Annotated in this window: 15 protein-coding genes and 1 tRNA gene; 8 read left to right on the forward strand and 8 right to left on the reverse strand. The window is 48.2% G+C overall.

Annotation, left to right across the window (positions count from 1 at the left end):
* The first annotated feature begins 28 nt into the window (after positions 1-28).
* From rplU to proB, 4 genes are read left to right on the forward strand one after another with little or no spacing between them, the layout of a single operon-like run.
* Entirely contained in the window at positions 29-346 is a 318-nt protein-coding gene (rplU, locus tag HZB31_10660) for a 50S ribosomal protein L21 (protein ID MBI5848389.1), read from the forward strand.
* A 1-nt stretch (position 347) separates the two neighbouring features.
* Positions 348-611 carry a 50S ribosomal protein L27 gene (rpmA, locus tag HZB31_10665; protein ID MBI5848390.1) on the forward strand — a complete coding sequence of 88 codons (264 nt, stop codon included), beginning with the start codon at positions 348-350 and terminating at the stop codon, positions 609-611.
* 60 nt (positions 612-671) lie between these two features.
* Positions 672-1,685: a GTPase ObgE gene (gene obgE, locus HZB31_10670; GenBank protein ID MBI5848391.1), complete on the forward strand. Its 1,014-nt coding sequence runs from the start codon at positions 672-674 to the stop codon at positions 1,683-1,685.
* Positions 1,643-2,779 (forward strand): glutamate 5-kinase, encoded by a 1,137-nt coding sequence (gene proB / locus HZB31_10675; GenBank protein MBI5848392.1) that lies wholly within the window; start codon positions 1,643-1,645, stop codon positions 2,777-2,779. Before obgE ends, proB begins: the two co-directional genes overlap by 43 nt.
* On the opposite strand, the gene HZB31_10680 is transcribed toward proB, so the two are convergent.
* From HZB31_10680 to mdh, 5 genes are all read right to left on the reverse strand, one after another.
* Positions 2,730-3,302, reverse strand: a complete 573-nt coding sequence (locus HZB31_10680) for a DUF4416 family protein (GenBank protein MBI5848393.1) — start codon at positions 3,300-3,302, stop codon at positions 2,730-2,732. The genes proB and HZB31_10680 overlap by 50 nt on opposite strands.
* Positions 3,302-3,823: a TlpA family protein disulfide reductase gene (locus HZB31_10685; GenBank protein ID MBI5848394.1), complete on the reverse strand. Its 522-nt coding sequence runs from the start codon at positions 3,821-3,823 to the stop codon at positions 3,302-3,304. The genes HZB31_10680 and HZB31_10685 overlap by 1 nt, the downstream gene beginning before the upstream one ends.
* An 18-nt stretch (positions 3,824-3,841) precedes the next feature.
* Entirely contained in the window at positions 3,842-6,283 is a 2,442-nt protein-coding gene (locus tag HZB31_10690; GenBank protein ID MBI5848395.1) for an ATP-dependent Clp protease ATP-binding subunit, read from the reverse strand.
* Positions 6,284-6,509: 226 nt separating this feature from the next.
* Positions 6,510-7,247, reverse strand: coding sequence for a nucleoside-diphosphate kinase (locus tag HZB31_10695; protein ID MBI5848396.1), 738 nt, complete (start codon positions 7,245-7,247; stop codon positions 6,510-6,512).
* Between the two features lie 43 nt (positions 7,248-7,290).
* Complete coding sequence (gene mdh / locus HZB31_10700) at positions 7,291-8,220, reverse strand: malate dehydrogenase (protein ID MBI5848397.1); 930 nt, start codon at positions 8,218-8,220, stop codon at positions 7,291-7,293.
* A 140-nt stretch (positions 8,221-8,360) separates the two neighbouring features.
* Here mdh and HZB31_10705 point away from each other — a divergent pair, with 140 nt between their 5' ends.
* Both HZB31_10705 and HZB31_10710 read left to right on the forward strand, forming a co-directional pair.
* Positions 8,361-9,458, forward strand: coding sequence for an inositol-3-phosphate synthase (locus tag HZB31_10705; protein ID MBI5848398.1), 1,098 nt, complete (start codon positions 8,361-8,363; stop codon positions 9,456-9,458).
* Positions 9,459-9,467: 9 nt separating this feature from the next.
* Complete coding sequence (locus HZB31_10710; GenBank protein MBI5848399.1) at positions 9,468-10,040, forward strand: CDP-alcohol phosphatidyltransferase family protein; 573 nt, start codon at positions 9,468-9,470, stop codon at positions 10,038-10,040.
* Positions 10,041-10,069: 29 nt separating this feature from the next.
* Here HZB31_10710 and HZB31_10715 read toward each other — a convergent pair.
* The 3 genes from HZB31_10715 to miaB form a co-directional block, all read right to left on the reverse strand.
* Positions 10,070-10,144 (reverse strand) — tRNA-Gly (locus tag HZB31_10715).
* 450 nt (positions 10,145-10,594) lie between these two features.
* On the reverse strand, positions 10,595-11,833 hold the full coding sequence (gene mtaB / locus HZB31_10720; protein MBI5848400.1) for a tRNA (N(6)-L-threonylcarbamoyladenosine(37)-C(2))-methylthiotransferase MtaB: 1,239 nt from the start codon (positions 11,831-11,833) through the stop codon (positions 10,595-10,597).
* A gap of 16 nt (positions 11,834-11,849) precedes the next feature.
* Positions 11,850-13,151 carry a tRNA (N6-isopentenyl adenosine(37)-C2)-methylthiotransferase MiaB gene (miaB, locus tag HZB31_10725; protein MBI5848401.1) on the reverse strand — a complete coding sequence of 434 codons (1,302 nt, stop codon included), beginning with the start codon at positions 13,149-13,151 and terminating at the stop codon, positions 11,850-11,852.
* Between the two features lie 93 nt (positions 13,152-13,244).
* Here miaB and secA point away from each other — a divergent pair, with 93 nt between their 5' ends.
* Both secA and HZB31_10735 read left to right on the forward strand, forming a co-directional pair.
* Complete coding sequence (gene secA, locus HZB31_10730; protein ID MBI5848402.1) at positions 13,245-15,860, forward strand: preprotein translocase subunit SecA; 2,616 nt, start codon at positions 13,245-13,247, stop codon at positions 15,858-15,860.
* On the forward strand, positions 15,861-17,261 hold the full coding sequence (locus HZB31_10735) for a sensor domain-containing diguanylate cyclase (GenBank protein MBI5848403.1): 1,401 nt from the start codon (positions 15,861-15,863) through the stop codon (positions 17,259-17,261).

The following is a 17,261-nucleotide window of genomic DNA, read 5'->3' on the forward strand; positions in this document are numbered from 1 at the left end:
TTAATATCTGATCGGAGGTGAGTTAACTATGTACGCGATTATTGATGCAGCAGGTTTTCAGATTAAGGTAGCACCGGGCGATACCGTTAAGGTCCAAAAACTAACGACTTCGGGTGACATGAATGTCACCTTTGACAAGGTTTTACTCGTTTCAAAAGACGAAACGACCGTAATCGGCAGTCCTTATGTGAAGAACGCATCGGTCAGGGCTGAGATTTTGAAGGACGATAAGGCCAGGAAAGTAATTATCTTCAAGAAAAAGCCCCGCAAGGGCCACAAGAAGCTGAGGGGGCACCGTCAACCGTACTCTCTCGTAAAAATTCAGGATATTGTAGTCGGAGGATAGCATGGCACACAAAAAAGGAGTCGGAAGTTCAAGGAACGGGCGTGATAGTCAGTCACAACGCCTCGGGATAAAAAGGTTTGGCGGCCAGATCGTCAGGGCGGGAAATATCCTCGTCAGACAGAGAGGGACCAAGTTTCATCCGGGGAATAATGTTGGGAAAGGTTCTGACGATACACTTTTTTCACTGATCGATGGAGTGGTCCAGTTCGAGAGAAAAGACAGCGTTAGACTAAAGATAAGCGTTTATCCTGCAGTTCAGCAATAAACCTGTTTTTCAGGAGGAGCACAAAAAGGCAGATTTTGCATCTGCCTTTTTTATTTTTTGATGAAGTTCGTCGATTATGCAGAAATCTTCGTACAAGCCGGAAGAGGAGGGCGTGGATGCGTCAGCTTTCGGAGAGAGAAATACGTTCCCCGCGGAGGTCCTGACGGAGGTGACGGTGGCAGGGGCGGCCATGTCATCTTTCGTGCAGACAAGAATCTGAACACACTGTTGGATTTCAGATACCGACGTGAGTATCGGGCAGTAAAGGGCCAGCACGGCATGGGGCAGAAGATGCACGGGAGGGATGGAGATGATCTTGTCATTCCCTTACCGCTGGGGACCGTTATCAGGGATAAGGAAACCGGTGCCGTAGTCGCTGATCTTGTGGTGGATGCACAGGAGTTTGTTTCTGCGCGCGGAGGAAGAGGCGGGCAGGGCAATCAACATTTTGCAACCGCTACACGGCAGGTGCCGCGCTTTGCGCAACCGGGGGAGGAAGGCGAAGAGAAGCAGCTCATTCTGGAACTGAAGCTGCTTGCAGACGTCGGGCTTGTAGGACTCCCCAACGCAGGCAAATCAACGCTCATATCTGTCATCTCGTCGGCTCGCCCCAAAATAGCTGACTATCCTTTTACCACCCTTGTTCCCAATCTCGGCGTCGTAAAGTTCGGTGACTATAGAAGCTTTGTTGTTGCTGATATACCAGGGCTCATTGAAGGCGCACACAAGGGAACAGGCCTTGGATTTCAGTTTTTGCGCCATATTGAACGGACAAGAATATGTCTTCATCTCGTTGATGTCTCCGACATGTCTGAAGGAAATCCGGCTGAGCAATACCGCATGATCCGGCAGGAACTGCAGCGTTACAGTGATGAACTCTATACAAAGAAGCACGCCGTTGTTGCCACGAAACTTGATGCAGCCTCAGATTCCTCAAGACTTGACTTGCTCAGGGAATATTGCAAAACTAATCATATCGATTTTCTGGCCATCTCCTCGGTTACGAGAGAAGGAACGAGGAAACTGCTCAGATATCTTGGGAATCTCCTCATCAAAGAGGGGGAAAACGGTTGAATCGGATCGTCGTTAAAATAGGAAGCAATATTATCGCGTCTGCTCATGAGGGACTCGATACAACCATGATCGACCGAATCTCGGGCGATATATCGATCATTGCATCTGAAGGCAGCGAAGTGGTCATTGTTTCATCCGGTGCTGTTGCAGCCGGCATGAAAAAACTCGGCATGAAGACAAAACCGACCGATATCAGGTTTAAGCAGGCTGCCGCCGCTGTCGGACAGAGCAGTCTGATGTGGGCGTATGAAAAGGCCTTTGCAGGCAACGGCAAGAAGGTCGCCCAGGTGCTCCTGACACGTGAGGATTTTGCGGACAGGAAAAAATACATTAATTCCAAGAATACGCTCATGACACTGTTGTCCTACGGCATCATACCGGTTATCAACGAAAATGACACGGTCACGACCGACGAGATAAAATTTGGTGATAACGACAACCTTGCATCACTTGTTTCCATCATGATAGAGGCAGATCATCTGTACATCCTTTCTGATGTCGACGGTCTTTATGAGGCAGATCCGCGAAACAATCCTGCTGCAGAAATCATCACCTACGTTGAAGAGATAACGCCCGCCATTGTGCAGTTGGCGGGAGACGCAGGAAGCGGTGTCGGAACCGGTGGGATGTATTCAAAAGTGCTTGCGGCCAAGAAGGCGACATCCCACGGGATCGCCGTGAATATTATCAATGGAAAGAAACCGGGATTGCTTATACCTGCGGTCAGAGGACAGCATTACGGCACCTGCTTCAGGGCGCGAGAAGAAAGACTGTCTCAGCGAAAAGGATGGATTGCCTACAGCAGCCGCTCGAAGGGGAGCGTTATCCTGGATGAAGGAGCAGTCAGTGCTGTCAGGGACGGCAGCAAGAGTCTCCTTCCTTCCGGCATTGTTTCTGTTGAAGGGACTTTTGAAGTCGGCGATTCAGTCTATTGCGTATCTGCCAGGGGCAAAAGGATAGCCAAAGGTCTGATCAATTATTCATCAGTTGATCTGAAGAAGATCATGGGAAGAAAGACGAGTGAAATAGAAGAGCTTCTGGGCTTCAAATATTCTGATGAGGCAATACACCGGGATAACCTGGTGCTGGTCTGACGCTTCCCGTTAATTTTTTCAGTTCCTTTCTCGCTTTTTCGAACATATCCAGCCCTTTCGGCTCTTTGTAATCCTGGTAAGTATAGGGCATCGGATTGAATCTATTACCCTGAAAGTAAAGTGCAACCTCCCCGTAGATCCCCTTCCCAAGATAGAGCCTGTGAGAATAATCCTTGGCCGATGCAAGAACTACCTTTGAAGAAGTAATATACCCAGGATCGACATTGATCCTTCTTTTCCCGTTATGAGAGAACGCATCTTCCAGGCGGTTTGTCTCCAGTTTGATTTCCGGCAGCGTCGACGCGTCAAAAAGACTGCTAAAAAAAATGAAGCGCCGCAAAACGGGAGTCCCGAGTTCTTTATCGTAATAATGCGAGTGGCTCCAGAGGGCTTCGGGGCTTTCCAAAAGGGTGTCGCCAAAACGCTCCTTAAATATCGGAAGCGATGCCTCTAAGACCTCTTTGGATACAAAGAGCAGCGCCAAAAAGAGAAGTGCCTTCTCGGGAGGATGCGGCGTTCCCATTATTCAGAAAGCAGTGAATTGATAAAAGCCTTTGCCTCGGATGAATTCCAGTCAGCGGGCCCGATTACCCGTTTTCTCAGTGCTCCCTTCTTGTCGATCAGATATGTTTCCGGCACGCCTGTTACCCCATACTGTTTAGCCGAGATGCCATTAGTATCAGTGAAGAGCGGGAACGTGTAGCCGTTTGCCTGCATATAGGCGGCTGCAGTCCTTACGTCGTCCTTATAAAGAATCGTTACCATGAGGAACGTGTCGTTCTTCTGTAATTCCCGGTGAAGTGCTTCTATTGAAGGCATCTCCTCTTTGCAGGGCATACACCATGATGCCCAGAAATTGACAAATACAACTTTGCCTTTTAGCTGGGCCATGTCCAGTGCCCGGTCTGTCCTGGCATCCCTGACATCGAGCTTCGGGGCGCGTACCCCCTCGGCCACTTCAGTTTTTTTCTCAGAGCAGGAAGTAGCGAAAACTATTATACCGGCAAGAAATACCCGGCCAAGGATACCGAAAAAGTGTTTCATCTGATTGGACATTCCTTTCTAATTGACACCGGACAGGACTGACGCCTCGTCAGCAATAACAAATACCGGCGTTCCTGCCTCCAGCAACACTCTAATCTTATGGCCACCCTTGAAATTGCCCTTCAGTATCTCTTCCGAAAGGGTGTCCTCAATCTCCCTCTGGATTGCTCTTCTCATCGGTCGAGCCCCATACGCAGGTTTAAAATGCTTATCCAGCAACCATTCTTTGACTTCGTGAGACAACTCAACAACGAGTTCCTGGTCAATAAGCTCCTTGTTCATTTCGTCTACGAGCAGATCGATAACGGAAAGGAGATGACTCTTGTCCAGCGGATGGAATACCACAATCTCATCGACGCGGTTCAGAAACTCCGGATTAAAGGTCTTTTTCAGCTCACTCAGGACATTTTCCTTGATGTTTTCGTAGATCTCTCCCGATTCATGCCGCTGGAATCCCAGCGGTGTAGCCTTCTCGATAATTCGCGCGCCGAGGTTGGACGTCATGATAATCAGCGTATTTCTGAAATCGACTTTTCTGCCAAAATTGTCCGTCAGGACACCTTCGTCGAGGACCTGCAACAGCATATTAAAGACATCCGGATGAGCTTTTTCGATTTCATCGAACAGGATGACCGCATACGGTTTTTTTCTGACCCGCTCGGTGAGCATTCCTCCCTCTTCATATCCGACATAGCCGGGGGGTGCACCGGTCAATTTCGAAACATTGAACCGCTCCATATACTCGGACATGTCGATTTTTATAAGTGCACTTTCATCATTGAACATGAACTCGGCAAGCGCTTTTGCAAGTTCAGTCTTTCCGACGCCTGTCGGGCCGAGAAAAAAGAATGAACCGATTGGACGTTTGGCACTTTTCAGGCCGGCCCTGGAACGGCGGATAGCCCGTGACACGGCCCTGATTGCTTCTTCCTGCGCAATGATGCGATGATGAAGTTCATCTTCCATCCTGATAAGCTTGTCTGATTCGCGCTCTTCTATCTTGACAATCGGGATGCCCGTCATCTTCGCAACCGTATAGGCAACGTCATCTTCATTCATGACCGGTATTTCTCTGCTCAGGCGCTCCTTCCATGAATTCTGCATCTGCTCAAACAGTTTCTTAAGCTTGTCTTCCTCCATACGAACAGCAGAAGCTTTTTCCAGATCATGAAGTTTGATATACAGGTTCTTTTCCTTTGAGAGTCTGTTCAGTTTGAACTCCATATCCTTAAGCTCAAAAGGAGGGGTCTGTCGCTTCAATTTGATGCGAGCTCCAGTTTCATCAATCACGTCAATGGCCTTGTCAGGAAGAAATCTGTCCGGGATATAACGGTCAGACAGTTTGGCTGATGAACTCAGCGCCTCAGGAGCAATTTTGACCTTATGGTGTGATTCATACCGGGATTTTAATCCTGCAAGAATATCTACGGTTGTAGATACATCAGGCGGCTGGACATAGATAGGCTGGAATCTCCGCTCCAGTGCCCTGTCTTTCTGGATATATTTTCTGTATTCGTCAGGCGTTGTCGCCCCGATACACTGGATCTCTCCGCGCGACAGAGCAGGCTTCAGCATGCTGGAGGCATCAATTGAGCCCTCTGCCGCACCGGCTCCGATCAGCGTATGAAGTTCGTCGATAAAGAGGATGATATTATCAGCCTGAACGATCTCCTTCATGACAATCTTAAGTCGTTCTTCAAACTGGCCGCGATATTTTGTACCGGCGATCAGCGCACCCAGATCAAGGGAAATGATCCTTTTGCCGATAAGGGTCTCCGGAATGTCACCGGACACAATACGCTGGCAGAGCCCCTCAACAATTGCGGTTTTCCCGACCCCGGGTTCTCCGATGACCACAGGGTTATTCTTCATTCTTCTGCCGAGCACCTGAAGCAGACGCTCTATCTCATCTTCCCTGCCAATCACCGGGTCCAGACGGTTCTCTTTTGCGAGCATGGTGAGGTCCCTGCCGAATTCATCAAGGGCAGGGGTGCTGCTTTTCTTCTCCCTCGCCTGAACATAAGACTTCATCGAGAGATTGATGGTAAGCTGACGGGCGCCAAGAAGATTTGCTCCCAAATTGCGAAGGATCTTGCCTGCTATCCCTTCGTCCTCACGAATGAGGCCGAGCAGCAGATGTTCACTGCCAATGTAGTTATGGCCGAGCAGTCTCGCTTCTTCGACTGCCAGTTCAAGTACTTTTTTCGCTCTTGGGGTAAAGGGGATATCACCAAAGCTGAGAAGATTCATCCCTGCAGGGAGATTTCTTTCAACTTCCATACGAAGTTCCTCTATGGTCAGGCCCATTTTCTTCAATATCGCAACGGGCAGTCCATCTTCCTCTCTCAGTATTGCCAGGAGAAGGTGCTCGGTTCCAAGATAATCATTCTGCCTTTTTTCTGCTTCTTCTTTGGCAAAGATGATGACCTTTCTTCCACGTTCTGTAAATTTCTCAAACATTCTTAACTCCTTTTGAGAGCCTTTTTCTCTTAGATAAATTTTACTGTGTTCATCCGTGGATTGTCAATAAATGCTTTATTTCGCAAGGGGTTATGAGAAGAGCATTATAGAGCAGAACCAAGTGTACAGCATAGGCGCAGGTCGGCTCCGAGATTTACCGATATCCGCAGACGCATGAGAAATTACGCAGAGTCAGCTGTTCGCAGAAGAAGAAAAACCGCTGCTGCTAAGTATTTTCTTCGGTGTTCATGACATACTTCGCTGCAATGGATCCCAGGGAAACCGCTGCCGGCAATCCCTGCTCCAGGGCTCGGAGAGCGTCAAGATCACTTTTCCATGCAATATCGCCAGGGGCAAGAAGGCAGATACTCCCTGGTTCATGCTTCAGCAGGAGTCTGTTATTGGAGAAATAATAAAATGCCTCGTTTGTTTCAGCAGGATACGCCCGCATAAAAGGAGGGATATCGGTAGGCCTAAACCAGAGCTTGATTTCCCGTTCGGCGTCCAGCGCTACGGCAGAAGCATGGATCAGATTATCCATCCGTTCGCCGACCACGTTGCCCGCTTCATCTTTAAGCGGAACGAGCGTTCCCAGGGACCTGATGCATCCCGGCTTTTTTTCCCGCGCTATATGAGGGTTTGTGGGACCGCAAATATCGCGAATCTTCTGCACGGCATCCTGCCCCTGATATACCAATGCGATTACACGTCTCTTCCAGGGCTCTTCAGGATAATGAAGCTGTCCCATGATATACTCAAGAAGAGAGGGGAAAAATACCTTCCCTCGATGCTCAGCATAATGCTCCTCAGCAAGCAAATTATTGACATAGACTATCTTGGTCCCGGCAAAACGAAGGCCGGTATGAAATTCTGAAAGTTGAGAGAGCACGTAACCTGTCAATGAATTCTTCAGCGCATCCGGCTTTATGAGTACCAGGGTCTGTTCAACTTCTTCATTTTTCACTAGAGTATCCTCCCTAAAGATATTAAATATCGCCCAATAACCATCAGGCCGGCTTCAGTGTTTCGATCATGGACTTGACCGCTGAAGCCGATTTATGAAACATGGCCAACTCTTCTTCCGTAAGATGAAGGTCTACTATTTTTTCAATACCGCTCTTTCCCAGTATTGCAGGAACACCCAGAAAAATTCCGGAAATACCGTATTGGCCATCGAGGTGCGCAGAGCAGGGCAGCAATCTCTTTTCATCAAAAAGGATTGATTTTGCCATCTGGACCGCTGAAGCGGCAGGAGCGTAATAGGCACTGCCGGTCTTGAGGAGCCCAACGATTTCCGCTCCGCCATTACGGGTGCGTTCGATGAGTTGCGCAATCCTGTCATTGCCGATCAGTTCTGGTATTGGAATCCCCTTCACGGTCGTAAAACGGGGAAGGGGGACCATCTGGTCTCCGTGACCACCAAGAACAAGCGCCTCCACGTCTTCAGCAGAAACACCGAACTCCTTTGCTACAAATGTCCGGAACCGTGAAGAATCGAGCACTCCTCCCATGCCAATCACCCGCTGACCAGGGAATCCCGACACTTTCATGGCGGCATATGCCATAACATCCATCGGATTAGTAACAACGATAATTATGCTGCCGGGAGAATATGCTACGGTGCCCTCTGTTACAGATGTAATAACCTCGGCATTGGCATGAAGCAGATCATCTCTGCTCATCCCCGGCTTACGGGGGAATCCGGCTGTAATTATAATGATGTCAGATTCTGCCGTCTCTTCAAATATATTCGTACCGGTTACGGTTGATGGTGAATTCCAGAGCGGGCAGGCCTCCGTCATATCAAGTGCCTTGCCCTTGGCAATGCCCTCGTGAATATCAAAGAGGACAACATCAGCCAGCCCATCCCGTGCGATAAGCTCTGCAGTTGTTGCTCCGACGTTTCCTGCACCAATAATGGTTATCCTGGTTTTCATCGAACAGCTAGTATAGAGCATCAAAAATAAGAATGGCAAGGAGAAACTGGAAGACATTATTTCTTGACTTCATATGAATCTTTAATATATAAAATTTCGTTACCGATAAAAAATAGCGCTAAAGGGGAACCCGCTTCAACATGAAAGAAATCCGTATTGCGATAGCAGGCGTAGGTAACTGCGCGAGTTCGCTTGTCCAGGGCATAGAGTTTTACAAAAAAAATAAAAAAAGCGTATCGGCCTCGGGCCTGATGCATTATAATCTCGGCGGGTACCTGCCCGGAGATATTACGGTTGTCGCAGCCTTTGATATCGACAGACGCAAGGTCGGCAGGCCGCTTCATGAAGCAATCTTCGCTAAGCCGAATTGCACGAAAGCTTTTCAGAAAATGGGTTCGAAATCGCCTGCAGCCGTGAGCATGGGCAATATTCTCGACGGTGTTGCGTGCCACATGGAGCAGTATCCTGATGACCATCGTTTCATGCCTGCGAACAAAAAGCCGTCTGATATTGTCAAAGTCCTGAAGTCTACAGGAGCTGAAATCCTGCTGAACTATCTTCCTGTCGGCTCTGAAAAAGCAACCGCATTTTATGCCGAGGCATGTCTGAAGGCTGGCGTCAGTTTTATAAATTGTATCCCGGTATTTATCGCTTCGCAGAAATCATGGGCAGACCGTTTTACAGAAAGAGGTATTCCCGTTATCGGTGATGATATAAAAAGTCAGGTCGGCGCAACCATTATCCATCGCAGTCTTACGAAGCTTTTCGAAGACCGCGGCGTAACGATCGATCATACCTATCAGTTGAACGTCGGCGGCAACACCGACTTTCTCAATATGCTGAATGCCGAGCGCCTTGCCATGAAAAAGATTTCTAAGACCGAGGCGGTCCAGTCCCAGATGCAGTCGCCGCTTTCTCATGAACATATCCACATTGGGCCATCGGATTATATCCCCTGGCTTAATGACAACAAGGTCTGCTTTTTGAGAATTGAGGGAAGGGGGTTTGGAAATATCCCGCTTCATCTTGAAATGAGACTTTCCGTTGAAGACTCCCCAAACAGTTCCGGCGTTGTTATTGATGCAATCCGGTGCTGCCGTATCGCAAGAGACAGAAAGGCGGCCGGTCCGCTTATTTCACCATCTGCGTATTTCATGAAGCATCCTCCCAGGCAGTTCTCTGACGACATTGCACGGGAAATGGTCGAAGAGTTTATCAGGTCAGATCGCAGCAGCTGACCTTCGGCGATGCTGAGCAACATATTAGGTCATGCCCTGGACAAACCCCTTAAAGCTTTTGCCTTAAGAATTCCCCTCAGTCCCAATTCAATAACAATCATGGGCTTCTGCCTTACCGTGGCATCCAGCTTTTTGCTTGCCCATAGCCTGACATGGGGCGCGTTATGTCTGTTGCCTGCCGGATTGTGTGATATGTTCGACGGTATCGTTGCCAGAAGCAAGGGGGAAAGTTCTGTGTTTGGGGCATTCCTTGATTCAGTGCTCGACCGGTATTCAGACTCTGCCATTCTTCTTGCTATCGCGTGGAACCTTGGAAGCGCTGGGCAGATGACAGGGGTCTGCCTTGCAATCACCGCTCTTGTTGGCTCCCTTATCATCAGCTATGCCAGGGCTCGGGCAGAGGCACTCGGTGTGTCTTGCAGCCACGGGCTGATGGAAAGAACGGAACGGTTAATTTTACTTTTCGCAGGTGCTGTCAGCGGCTATATGGTTCCGGTGTTGTGGTTACTCGCCGCACTGACCCATTTTACCGTTTTACAGCGAATTCTCTACACAAGGAAACAGCTCAGAGGGACGAATTAGAATTCATTTCCCTTTAGCAGGGAGTTTACTGGAGCGGGCGATGGGATTCGAACCCACGACCTCCAGCTTGGGAAGCTGACACTCTACCACTGAGTTACGCCCGCGCTTGTCTTTTATAAATCAGGATATAGTCAAATGTCAAGAAAGCTATTCTACTTTACGCAAATGATTCAGAAGGTCATCCTAATTCGCTTCGAAAAATGAATGCATATCAAACAAGTAATGCTTTATTATCGATTCAATACGCAATCTTGTTGAAGTATAACATTAAGAATATCGCTCTTGTTAAAATGCACATTAAATCTAAATCTTTAACTTGGGCCAATTAAATCATCAGGGCGTGAACCAACCTGTAATTTATTCCGATCGCCAGCGCATCAAGATATGTTATTTAACATAATATATCTTATCAGACATTACATATAAACAGTTTCTGTTCATATGTTGTTAATATCGATGTGAAAAAAGATGCTGCAGGGTTATTGATACGGCTCGCGGCTATGTTGTCTATGTATTAGGCAGATAATTATGCCTTTGAATTCAACACGTTACGACTAACTAATCATAACTCCAGTCAATATATCGCTGTCGCCAGCCACAGACCTAACAAATACCACGCTTCCCCTGCTGAGTCTGATGTTCTTCATCACTACCTTAAGGTAATTACTGGTTGTGCAGGTCGTGTAACCTCGCTCATCTGCCTCTTCTGCAATAGCATCAAGGATTTTATCTGTCTGCGTAGACATGAAGGTCTGTTTTTTGGCTCTGCCAAGCTCTTTCACCGCATCAGCGCGATCAGCGATTATATTACCTGATATTTGTGGCTTTAATTTTGACGCAGATGTGCCGTTCCTCGGAGAATATGGGAAGGTATGAACATAGGAAAATGGAAGCTCTTTTATCAATTCATAGGTCATCATGAATTCCTTATGCTCTTCAGCAGGAAAGCCGACGATAATGTCTGTGCCCAGCGCAATCTCTGAAGATATGTCCGACAGGCGCAGGAGTTTCTTTCGATACGTTTCGACCGAATAATTCCTGTTCATGCGCTTGAGGGTCAGGTCGCTGCCACTCTGAAGCGGCAGATGAAGATGTCGACAGACTCTCGCATCACCCAATAGCTCAATCAGCTCATCATCAATTTCGTTGATTTCGATTGAGCTGAGCCTGATTCTGAAAATTGAGGTTGACGTGAGAATATTCCTGATTAGCGCGGCAAGACTGGTCTTCCGGGAGAGGTCCTGCCCATAACTTCCGAGATGGATTCCGGTCAGGACAATTTCCTGATATCCCTGCGAAACGATATCTGATGCCCTCCTCACCGCCTCCTCTATCGACAAGCTTCTGGAATTCCCCCGGGCAAGTGGCACAGCGCAATAGGTACAGCGGAAGTTGCATCCGTCCTGCACCTTGAGGTAGGGTCGAGCCCGATCATGCAGACTATAGACCGGGGCAACCTCATAGCCAAGCACCTGAGATATGATCTTGTCCTTGTCATCGATCGGCACGACGTCGCTAACACCCGGAAGGGCAGAAACCGAATTACGCTGCAACTGTGAGAAACATCCCGTCACTATGACCCGGGCGCCATTTCCTGCAGCTCTGCGAATAAGGTAACGGGAACTGACGTCGCTTTTATTTGTTACCGTGCAGGTATTAACGATGCAGATATCAGGGTGATCCTCCAGGCGAACAATTGAAACACCATGCTTTTTCAGAGTCCCTTCGATTACAGAACTCTCAGATTGATTCACTCTGCACCCCAAGGTCAAAACAGCGACCTTCTTGTTCATGTTCTCCATGCCGTGGCTATGAAAGTATTTTCCCGTGCAGGGAGTGGTGTCTGGCTTTTTCTATGAATACGGTATAGACGGTTCCTTCTGACGCCCCGTTGTTTTCAACCGTAACAATTTTATTGGACCTGGTCCTTCCCATAAGCATTGACAAATCGGTCGCTGAAAGCCCCTCAACCAGTATTTCCTGAACAGATCCCTCAAGGGCCCTGTTTCTTTTGAGTGCAATATCCTCCTGGACAGTAAGCAGCCTGTTAAGCCTCTCAGCCTTGACACTATCGGAAACCTGGCCAGGCAGGTCATATGCCCTGGTGCCCTTTCTCCTGGAAAACTTAAATGCGAACATGCCGTCATATTCTATTTCTGTTACAGCCCTCACGGTCTGCTCGAAGTCATTTTCGCTCTCACCGGGGAACCCGATAATGATATCCGTAGATATGGTGACAGAAGAAACCTTTCTGCGTATCAACTCGATCTTTTCACGATATTGCGCATAAGAATATTTTCTGTTCATAGCCTGAAGGATGCCATCCGATCCGGACTGCAGAGGAAGATGAATATTATTACAAAGACTTGGCAGTTCGACCAGGGCATCCACCAGCTCAGAAGAAAGATCTCTCGGATGCGATGTCACAAAACGCACCCGCTCAATACCAGTTTTGTCTATCTCACGAAGCAGCCCGACAAAGTCCAGATCACTGTGGTATGAGTTAACGTTCTGGCCAAGCAGCGTAACCTCCTTGTATCCCCTCTCCTTCAATACCCTGATTTCAGCGAGAATACCTGAACTCGGGCGAGATACCTCTCTTCCCCGCGTGTAAGGGACGATGCAGTAACTGCAATAATTATTGCAGCCATACATAATGGAAACCCACGCCCTCGTAGCGCTGTCCCGGTTCATCTCATATTCCTGATTCGCAATATCCGGATTATCGTCAATGTAGAGATTCTGCTCTGCATTATGGAGATTTCTGACAACATGCAGGTTCTGGGGGCCAATCACAAAATCAACATAAGGAGCCCTTTTCATGACCTTTTGCCGTGAATCCTGGGCAACACAGCCGGCAACTGCAATTTTCAGCAGCGGATTGCTTTTCTTAAGATGCTTTATCCTGCCGAGCTGGCTGTAAAATTTGTGCTCTGCCTTTTCACGGATTGCACAGGTATTGAAAATAATTAAGTCTGCTTTTTCCGGCACTGCAGTAGTACTGTATCCTTCCAGTGCAAGGGTGCCAAGCATCTTCTCCGTGTCATGCACGTTCATCTGACATCCATACGTATAAATATAGACGAATTTTTCCATCTTAAATTCTACCATGACCTTGACATTTACATCAAATTTCCTTGATTTTCAAGTGTTTAGTCAGTCGCCCATCTTGAAATATTACCCCTGTTCATTTAATATGTATCTATGTTTGGAATATTGAAAAAAATCATAGGCACCAAAAATGAGCGTGAAATCAGCAGGATTTCTGCGATCGTGGACAAAATAAATGCCCTTGAACAAGGCATTTCACCGCTTTCAGATATCCAGCTGCAGGCCAAGACCGTAGAGTTCAGAAACCGTATCAGCAAAGGAGCAACCCTTGACGAACTTCTGCCTGAAGCATTTGCTGTCTGCAGAGAGGCTTCGAGGCGTGTGCTCAAAATGCGGCATTTTGATGTTCAGCTCCTCGGCGGAATCGTTCTTCATGAGGGCGCAATTGCCGAGATGAAAACCGGTGAAGGAAAGACTCTCGTGGCCACCCTTCCCGTGTATCTTAACGGCCTCGAAGGAAAAGGCGTCCATGTCGTTACGGTAAACGACTATCTTGCGCGCAGAGATGCGCAATGGATGAACCCCCTTTACAACTTTTTGGGGCTGAGCACCGGCATCATAGTCCACGGACTTACTGATGAGCAGCGCCAGGAATCATACGCTGCAGATATCACCTACGGGACGAATAATGAGTTCGGCTTTGACTATCTCAGAGACAATATGAAGTATGACAGCGCCCAGTTCGTTCAGCGGCCCCTCAATTATGCGATTGTTGACGAGGTGGACAGTATCCTCATTGATGAGGCAAGAACACCGCTGATCATATCAGGGCCTTCAGAAGATTCGACAGACAAGTATTACAGGATAGACAAGATCATTCCGAAGCTCCAGAAGGATCTGGATTATACGATTGATGAAAAAGCCCGGACCGTTATCCTGACTGAGGAAGGCAATATTAAGGCAGAGAAGCTCCTCGGGGCAGGAAATCTCTATGACCCGGAGAATATCGACCTGGTCCATCACATCCTGCAGGCGCTTAAGGGGCACAACCTCTTTAAACGCGATGTTGATTATGTGGTCACGGACGGAGAGGTGATCATTGTTGATGAGTTCACCGGAAGGCTTATGCCGGGCAGACGGTGGTCAGACGGCCTCCATCAGGCAGTCGAAGCCAAAGAAGGGGTAAAGATTGAGAACGAAAATCAGACCCTTGCCACGATCACGTTCCAGAATTTCTTCCGTATGTACAATAAACTTTCCGGCATGACAGGAACCGCATTGACCGAGGCAGAGGAGTTCGCCAAAATTTATAACCTTGATGTGACCGTCATCCCTACCAACAGGCCCATGGTCAGAAAAGATCACGCTGATATGATTTACAAGACCGAAAAAGGCAAATTTGATGCGGTGATCAATGAGATTGAGGAATGCAACAAAAAAGGACAGCCGGTGCTTGTCGGCACAATATCAATCGAAAGGTCAGAACTGTTAGGCAGCCTGCTTAAGAAACGCGGAATCAGGCATTCTGTCCTGAATGCCAAATACCATGACAAGGAAGCGGAAATTATCGTACAGGCAGGCAGAAGCCATGCAGTGACCATTGCCACCAATATGGCAGGCAGAGGAACGGACATCGTCCTTGGCGGCAACCCGGTTGCTGTAGCCCGCGACTTGCTAAGGGATAAACCTGACCATACCGAAGAGGAATGGAACGCTGCGTTTGCCGAGGCCGAGCTGAGATGTGAAGAGGACAAGAAGAAAGTCCTTGAAGCCGGAGGTCTCTTCATCCTCGGCACTGAGCGGCATGAGGCAAGAAGGATAGACAATCAGCTCAGGGGCCGTTCAGGCAGGCAGGGAGATCCGGGCGCGTCCCGCTTTTATCTCTCGCTTGAAGATGATCTTATGAGGATTTTCTATTCTGACCGGGTCTCCGGTCTTATGGGTAAACTCGGCATGGACGACAGCATGCCGATTGAGAACAAGATGGTATCCAAAGCCATTGAGAATGCCCAGAAGCGTGTGGAGGCTCAGAATTTTGACATCAGGAAGCATCTGCTTGAATACGACGATGTCATGAACAAACAGAGGACCGAAATCTACGCATTCAGACGTGAACTCCTTCAGGAGGCCGATGTGAAAGAGCGGGTCCTGGACATGGCTGATGAGAACATCGACGAGATTCTCGCAATTCACTGCCCTGAGGACAAACACAAAGAAGATTGGGACCTCAAGGGTTTAAAGGATTCCGTATACGGGCTTCTCGATTTTACGGTGCAGGAGATTCCTGATACTATTGACGCGCTCAGAGACAGTCTGTCCGCAGAAGCAAGGAACTTCTACGACGCCAAAGAATCTGAAATCGGCGCTGACATGATGCGGTACATGGAAAAGTGGATACTGCTTCAGGTCGTTGATTCCCAGTGGAAGGACCACCTCCTGGCCATGGACCATCTCAAAGAAGGCATAGGGCTGAGAGGATATGCGCAACGGGACCCTCTCGTAGAATACAAGAAAGAGGCCTTTTCCATGTTCGGAGAACTGTCAGGCAGAATTGCGACGGATGTTGTTATGCGGCTCTTTAAAGTCAGGGTCCAGCGAAATCAGGAAGAGCGCATAAAGGCACGCAATGAAAAAGCTTCGTTGAACTACAACCGCGGTGAAAGCAGCAGTTCCCAGACCGTTACCAAAGGGAAAAAAGTCGGACGCAATGATTCCTGCCCCTGCGGCAGCGGCAAGAAATACAAGAAATGCTGCGGCGTAAATGAATAGATGAATAAGGTTTTCTATATTGGCTCCGTCGGCATCAAGAGGGTTCTTGAAGAACTCCTTCTTGACCAGGGGTCAATTCTTTTTCGTTTTCGTTCGATCGGCACCATACGCTATCGTGCAGAAGACAGTCCTGATCTGCTGATTATCGAGGCAGCGCAGCGCAGGGAGCCGTCTTTCAAAGAGTTTCTTTTGAGGTTCAGGGAGACACCCAAGATCGTCCTTTCGGAGACCCCTACTTTTTCCGGCATCTCTGTCTGGCTGAAGTCTGATCTTGTCTGTCCTCTTTACTCTCCCACGGCAAAGGAGCTTGAATTCGCACTGAAGAAGATTCTGCACGAAAAAGAGCTGCTGACGGAAAACCGAAATCTCAAACAAAGACTTTCGACCACAAAGAAAGAGCTGGATTTTTTTGAAGAGGTGAGCAAGACGCTTACTTCAGCAGTTGAACTCAATGAAGTGCTCGGCATGATCATGAAAAAGGCCAAACCACTTATCAAGGCAGAGGCGTGGTCAATCCTCCTCCTTGATGACGAAACCGGCGAACTCGTCTTTGAGAAGACGGCAGGGAAGAAGGAAGGCAGAAAAAAGATCAAAAAGGAACGACTCAAGAGGGGAGAAGGCATTGCCGGTTGGGTCGCTCAGGAAAAGGTACCGGTTGTGGTGCCCGATGTGTCAAAAGACCCCCGTTTCAGCCGGAGAATCGACAAGGAAACCGATTTCAAAACGAAATCCATCATGTGCGTGCCCATCATGAATAAGGGTGTCATTCTCGGCGTGCTGGAAGTAGTAAACAAGACGACCAGCGACCCGTTTACCAAAGAAGATCTTGATCTTGTGCTGCGCATTGTTGACCATGCTGCTATTGCGATTGAACGGTCTGCCCTCTATCAGAAAATGACAGAGATGTCCATAACGGATGATCTTACAAAACTCTTTAATACGCGCTATCTCAACCGCTCCCTCGACCTTGAAATATCACGGGCGACCCGCCACCATACGTCTCTTTCCCTTATTTTTATGGACGTTGACCACTTCAAGCTGATCAATGACAGCTATGGCCATCTGGTCGGCAGCAAGCTCCTTGTGGAGATGGGCCAGCTGCTTCTGAAAAGCCTGAGGACCGTGGATATCGTTGCCCGCTACGGAGGGGATGAATTCGTTATGGTCCTTCCCCAGACAGCGCCCAAAAATGCGAGTCAGATAGCAGAAAGGATACGAAGGTCTATTGAACATAATGTTTTTCTCAAAAGAGACGGTTACTCATTCAAGATGACGGCAAGCTTTGGCGTGGCCTCTTACCCTGAAAGTGCAAAATCAAAGGAAGAGCTATTAAAGCTCGCCGATGACGCGATGTACAGGGTCAAAAATCAGACAAGAAATGGCGTTTATGCTATAGTATAG

Source organism: Nitrospirota bacterium (assembly GCA_016235245.1).
Classification (GTDB): domain Bacteria; phylum Nitrospirota; class Thermodesulfovibrionia; order Thermodesulfovibrionales; family UBA6898; genus UBA6898.

Bases quoted from the DNA above. Each gene is read 5' to 3' on its own strand.
- rplU (MBI5848389.1), top strand. From the start codon at position 29: ATGTACGCGATTATTGATGCAGCAGGTTTTCAGATTAAGGTAGCACCG.
- rpmA (MBI5848390.1), top strand. From the start codon at position 348: ATGGCACACAAAAAAGGAGTCGGAAGTTCAAGGAACGGGCGTGATAGT.
- obgE (MBI5848391.1), top strand. From the start codon at position 672: ATGAAGTTCGTCGATTATGCAGAAATCTTCGTACAAGCCGGAAGAGGA.
- HZB31_10680 (MBI5848393.1), bottom strand. From the start codon at position 3,302: ATGGGAACGCCGCATCCTCCCGAGAAGGCACTTCTCTTTTTGGCGCTG.
- HZB31_10685 (MBI5848394.1), bottom strand. From the start codon at position 3,823: ATGAAACACTTTTTCGGTATCCTTGGCCGGGTATTTCTTGCCGGTATA.
- HZB31_10690 (MBI5848395.1), bottom strand. From the start codon at position 6,283: ATGTTTGAGAAATTTACAGAACGTGGAAGAAAGGTCATCATCTTTGCC.
- mdh (MBI5848397.1), bottom strand. From the start codon at position 8,220: ATGAAAACCAGGATAACCATTATTGGTGCAGGAAACGTCGGAGCAACA.
- HZB31_10705 (MBI5848398.1), top strand. From the start codon at position 8,361: ATGAAAGAAATCCGTATTGCGATAGCAGGCGTAGGTAACTGCGCGAGT.
- HZB31_10710 (MBI5848399.1), top strand. From the start codon at position 9,468: ATGCTGAGCAACATATTAGGTCATGCCCTGGACAAACCCCTTAAAGCT.
- mtaB (MBI5848400.1), bottom strand. From the start codon at position 11,833: ATGAACAAGAAGGTCGCTGTTTTGACCTTGGGGTGCAGAGTGAATCAA.
- miaB (MBI5848401.1), bottom strand. From the start codon at position 13,151: ATGGTAGAATTTAAGATGGAAAAATTCGTCTATATTTATACGTATGGA.
- secA (MBI5848402.1), top strand. From the start codon at position 13,245: ATGTTTGGAATATTGAAAAAAATCATAGGCACCAAAAATGAGCGTGAA.
- HZB31_10735 (MBI5848403.1), top strand. From the start codon at position 15,861: ATGAATAAGGTTTTCTATATTGGCTCCGTCGGCATCAAGAGGGTTCTT.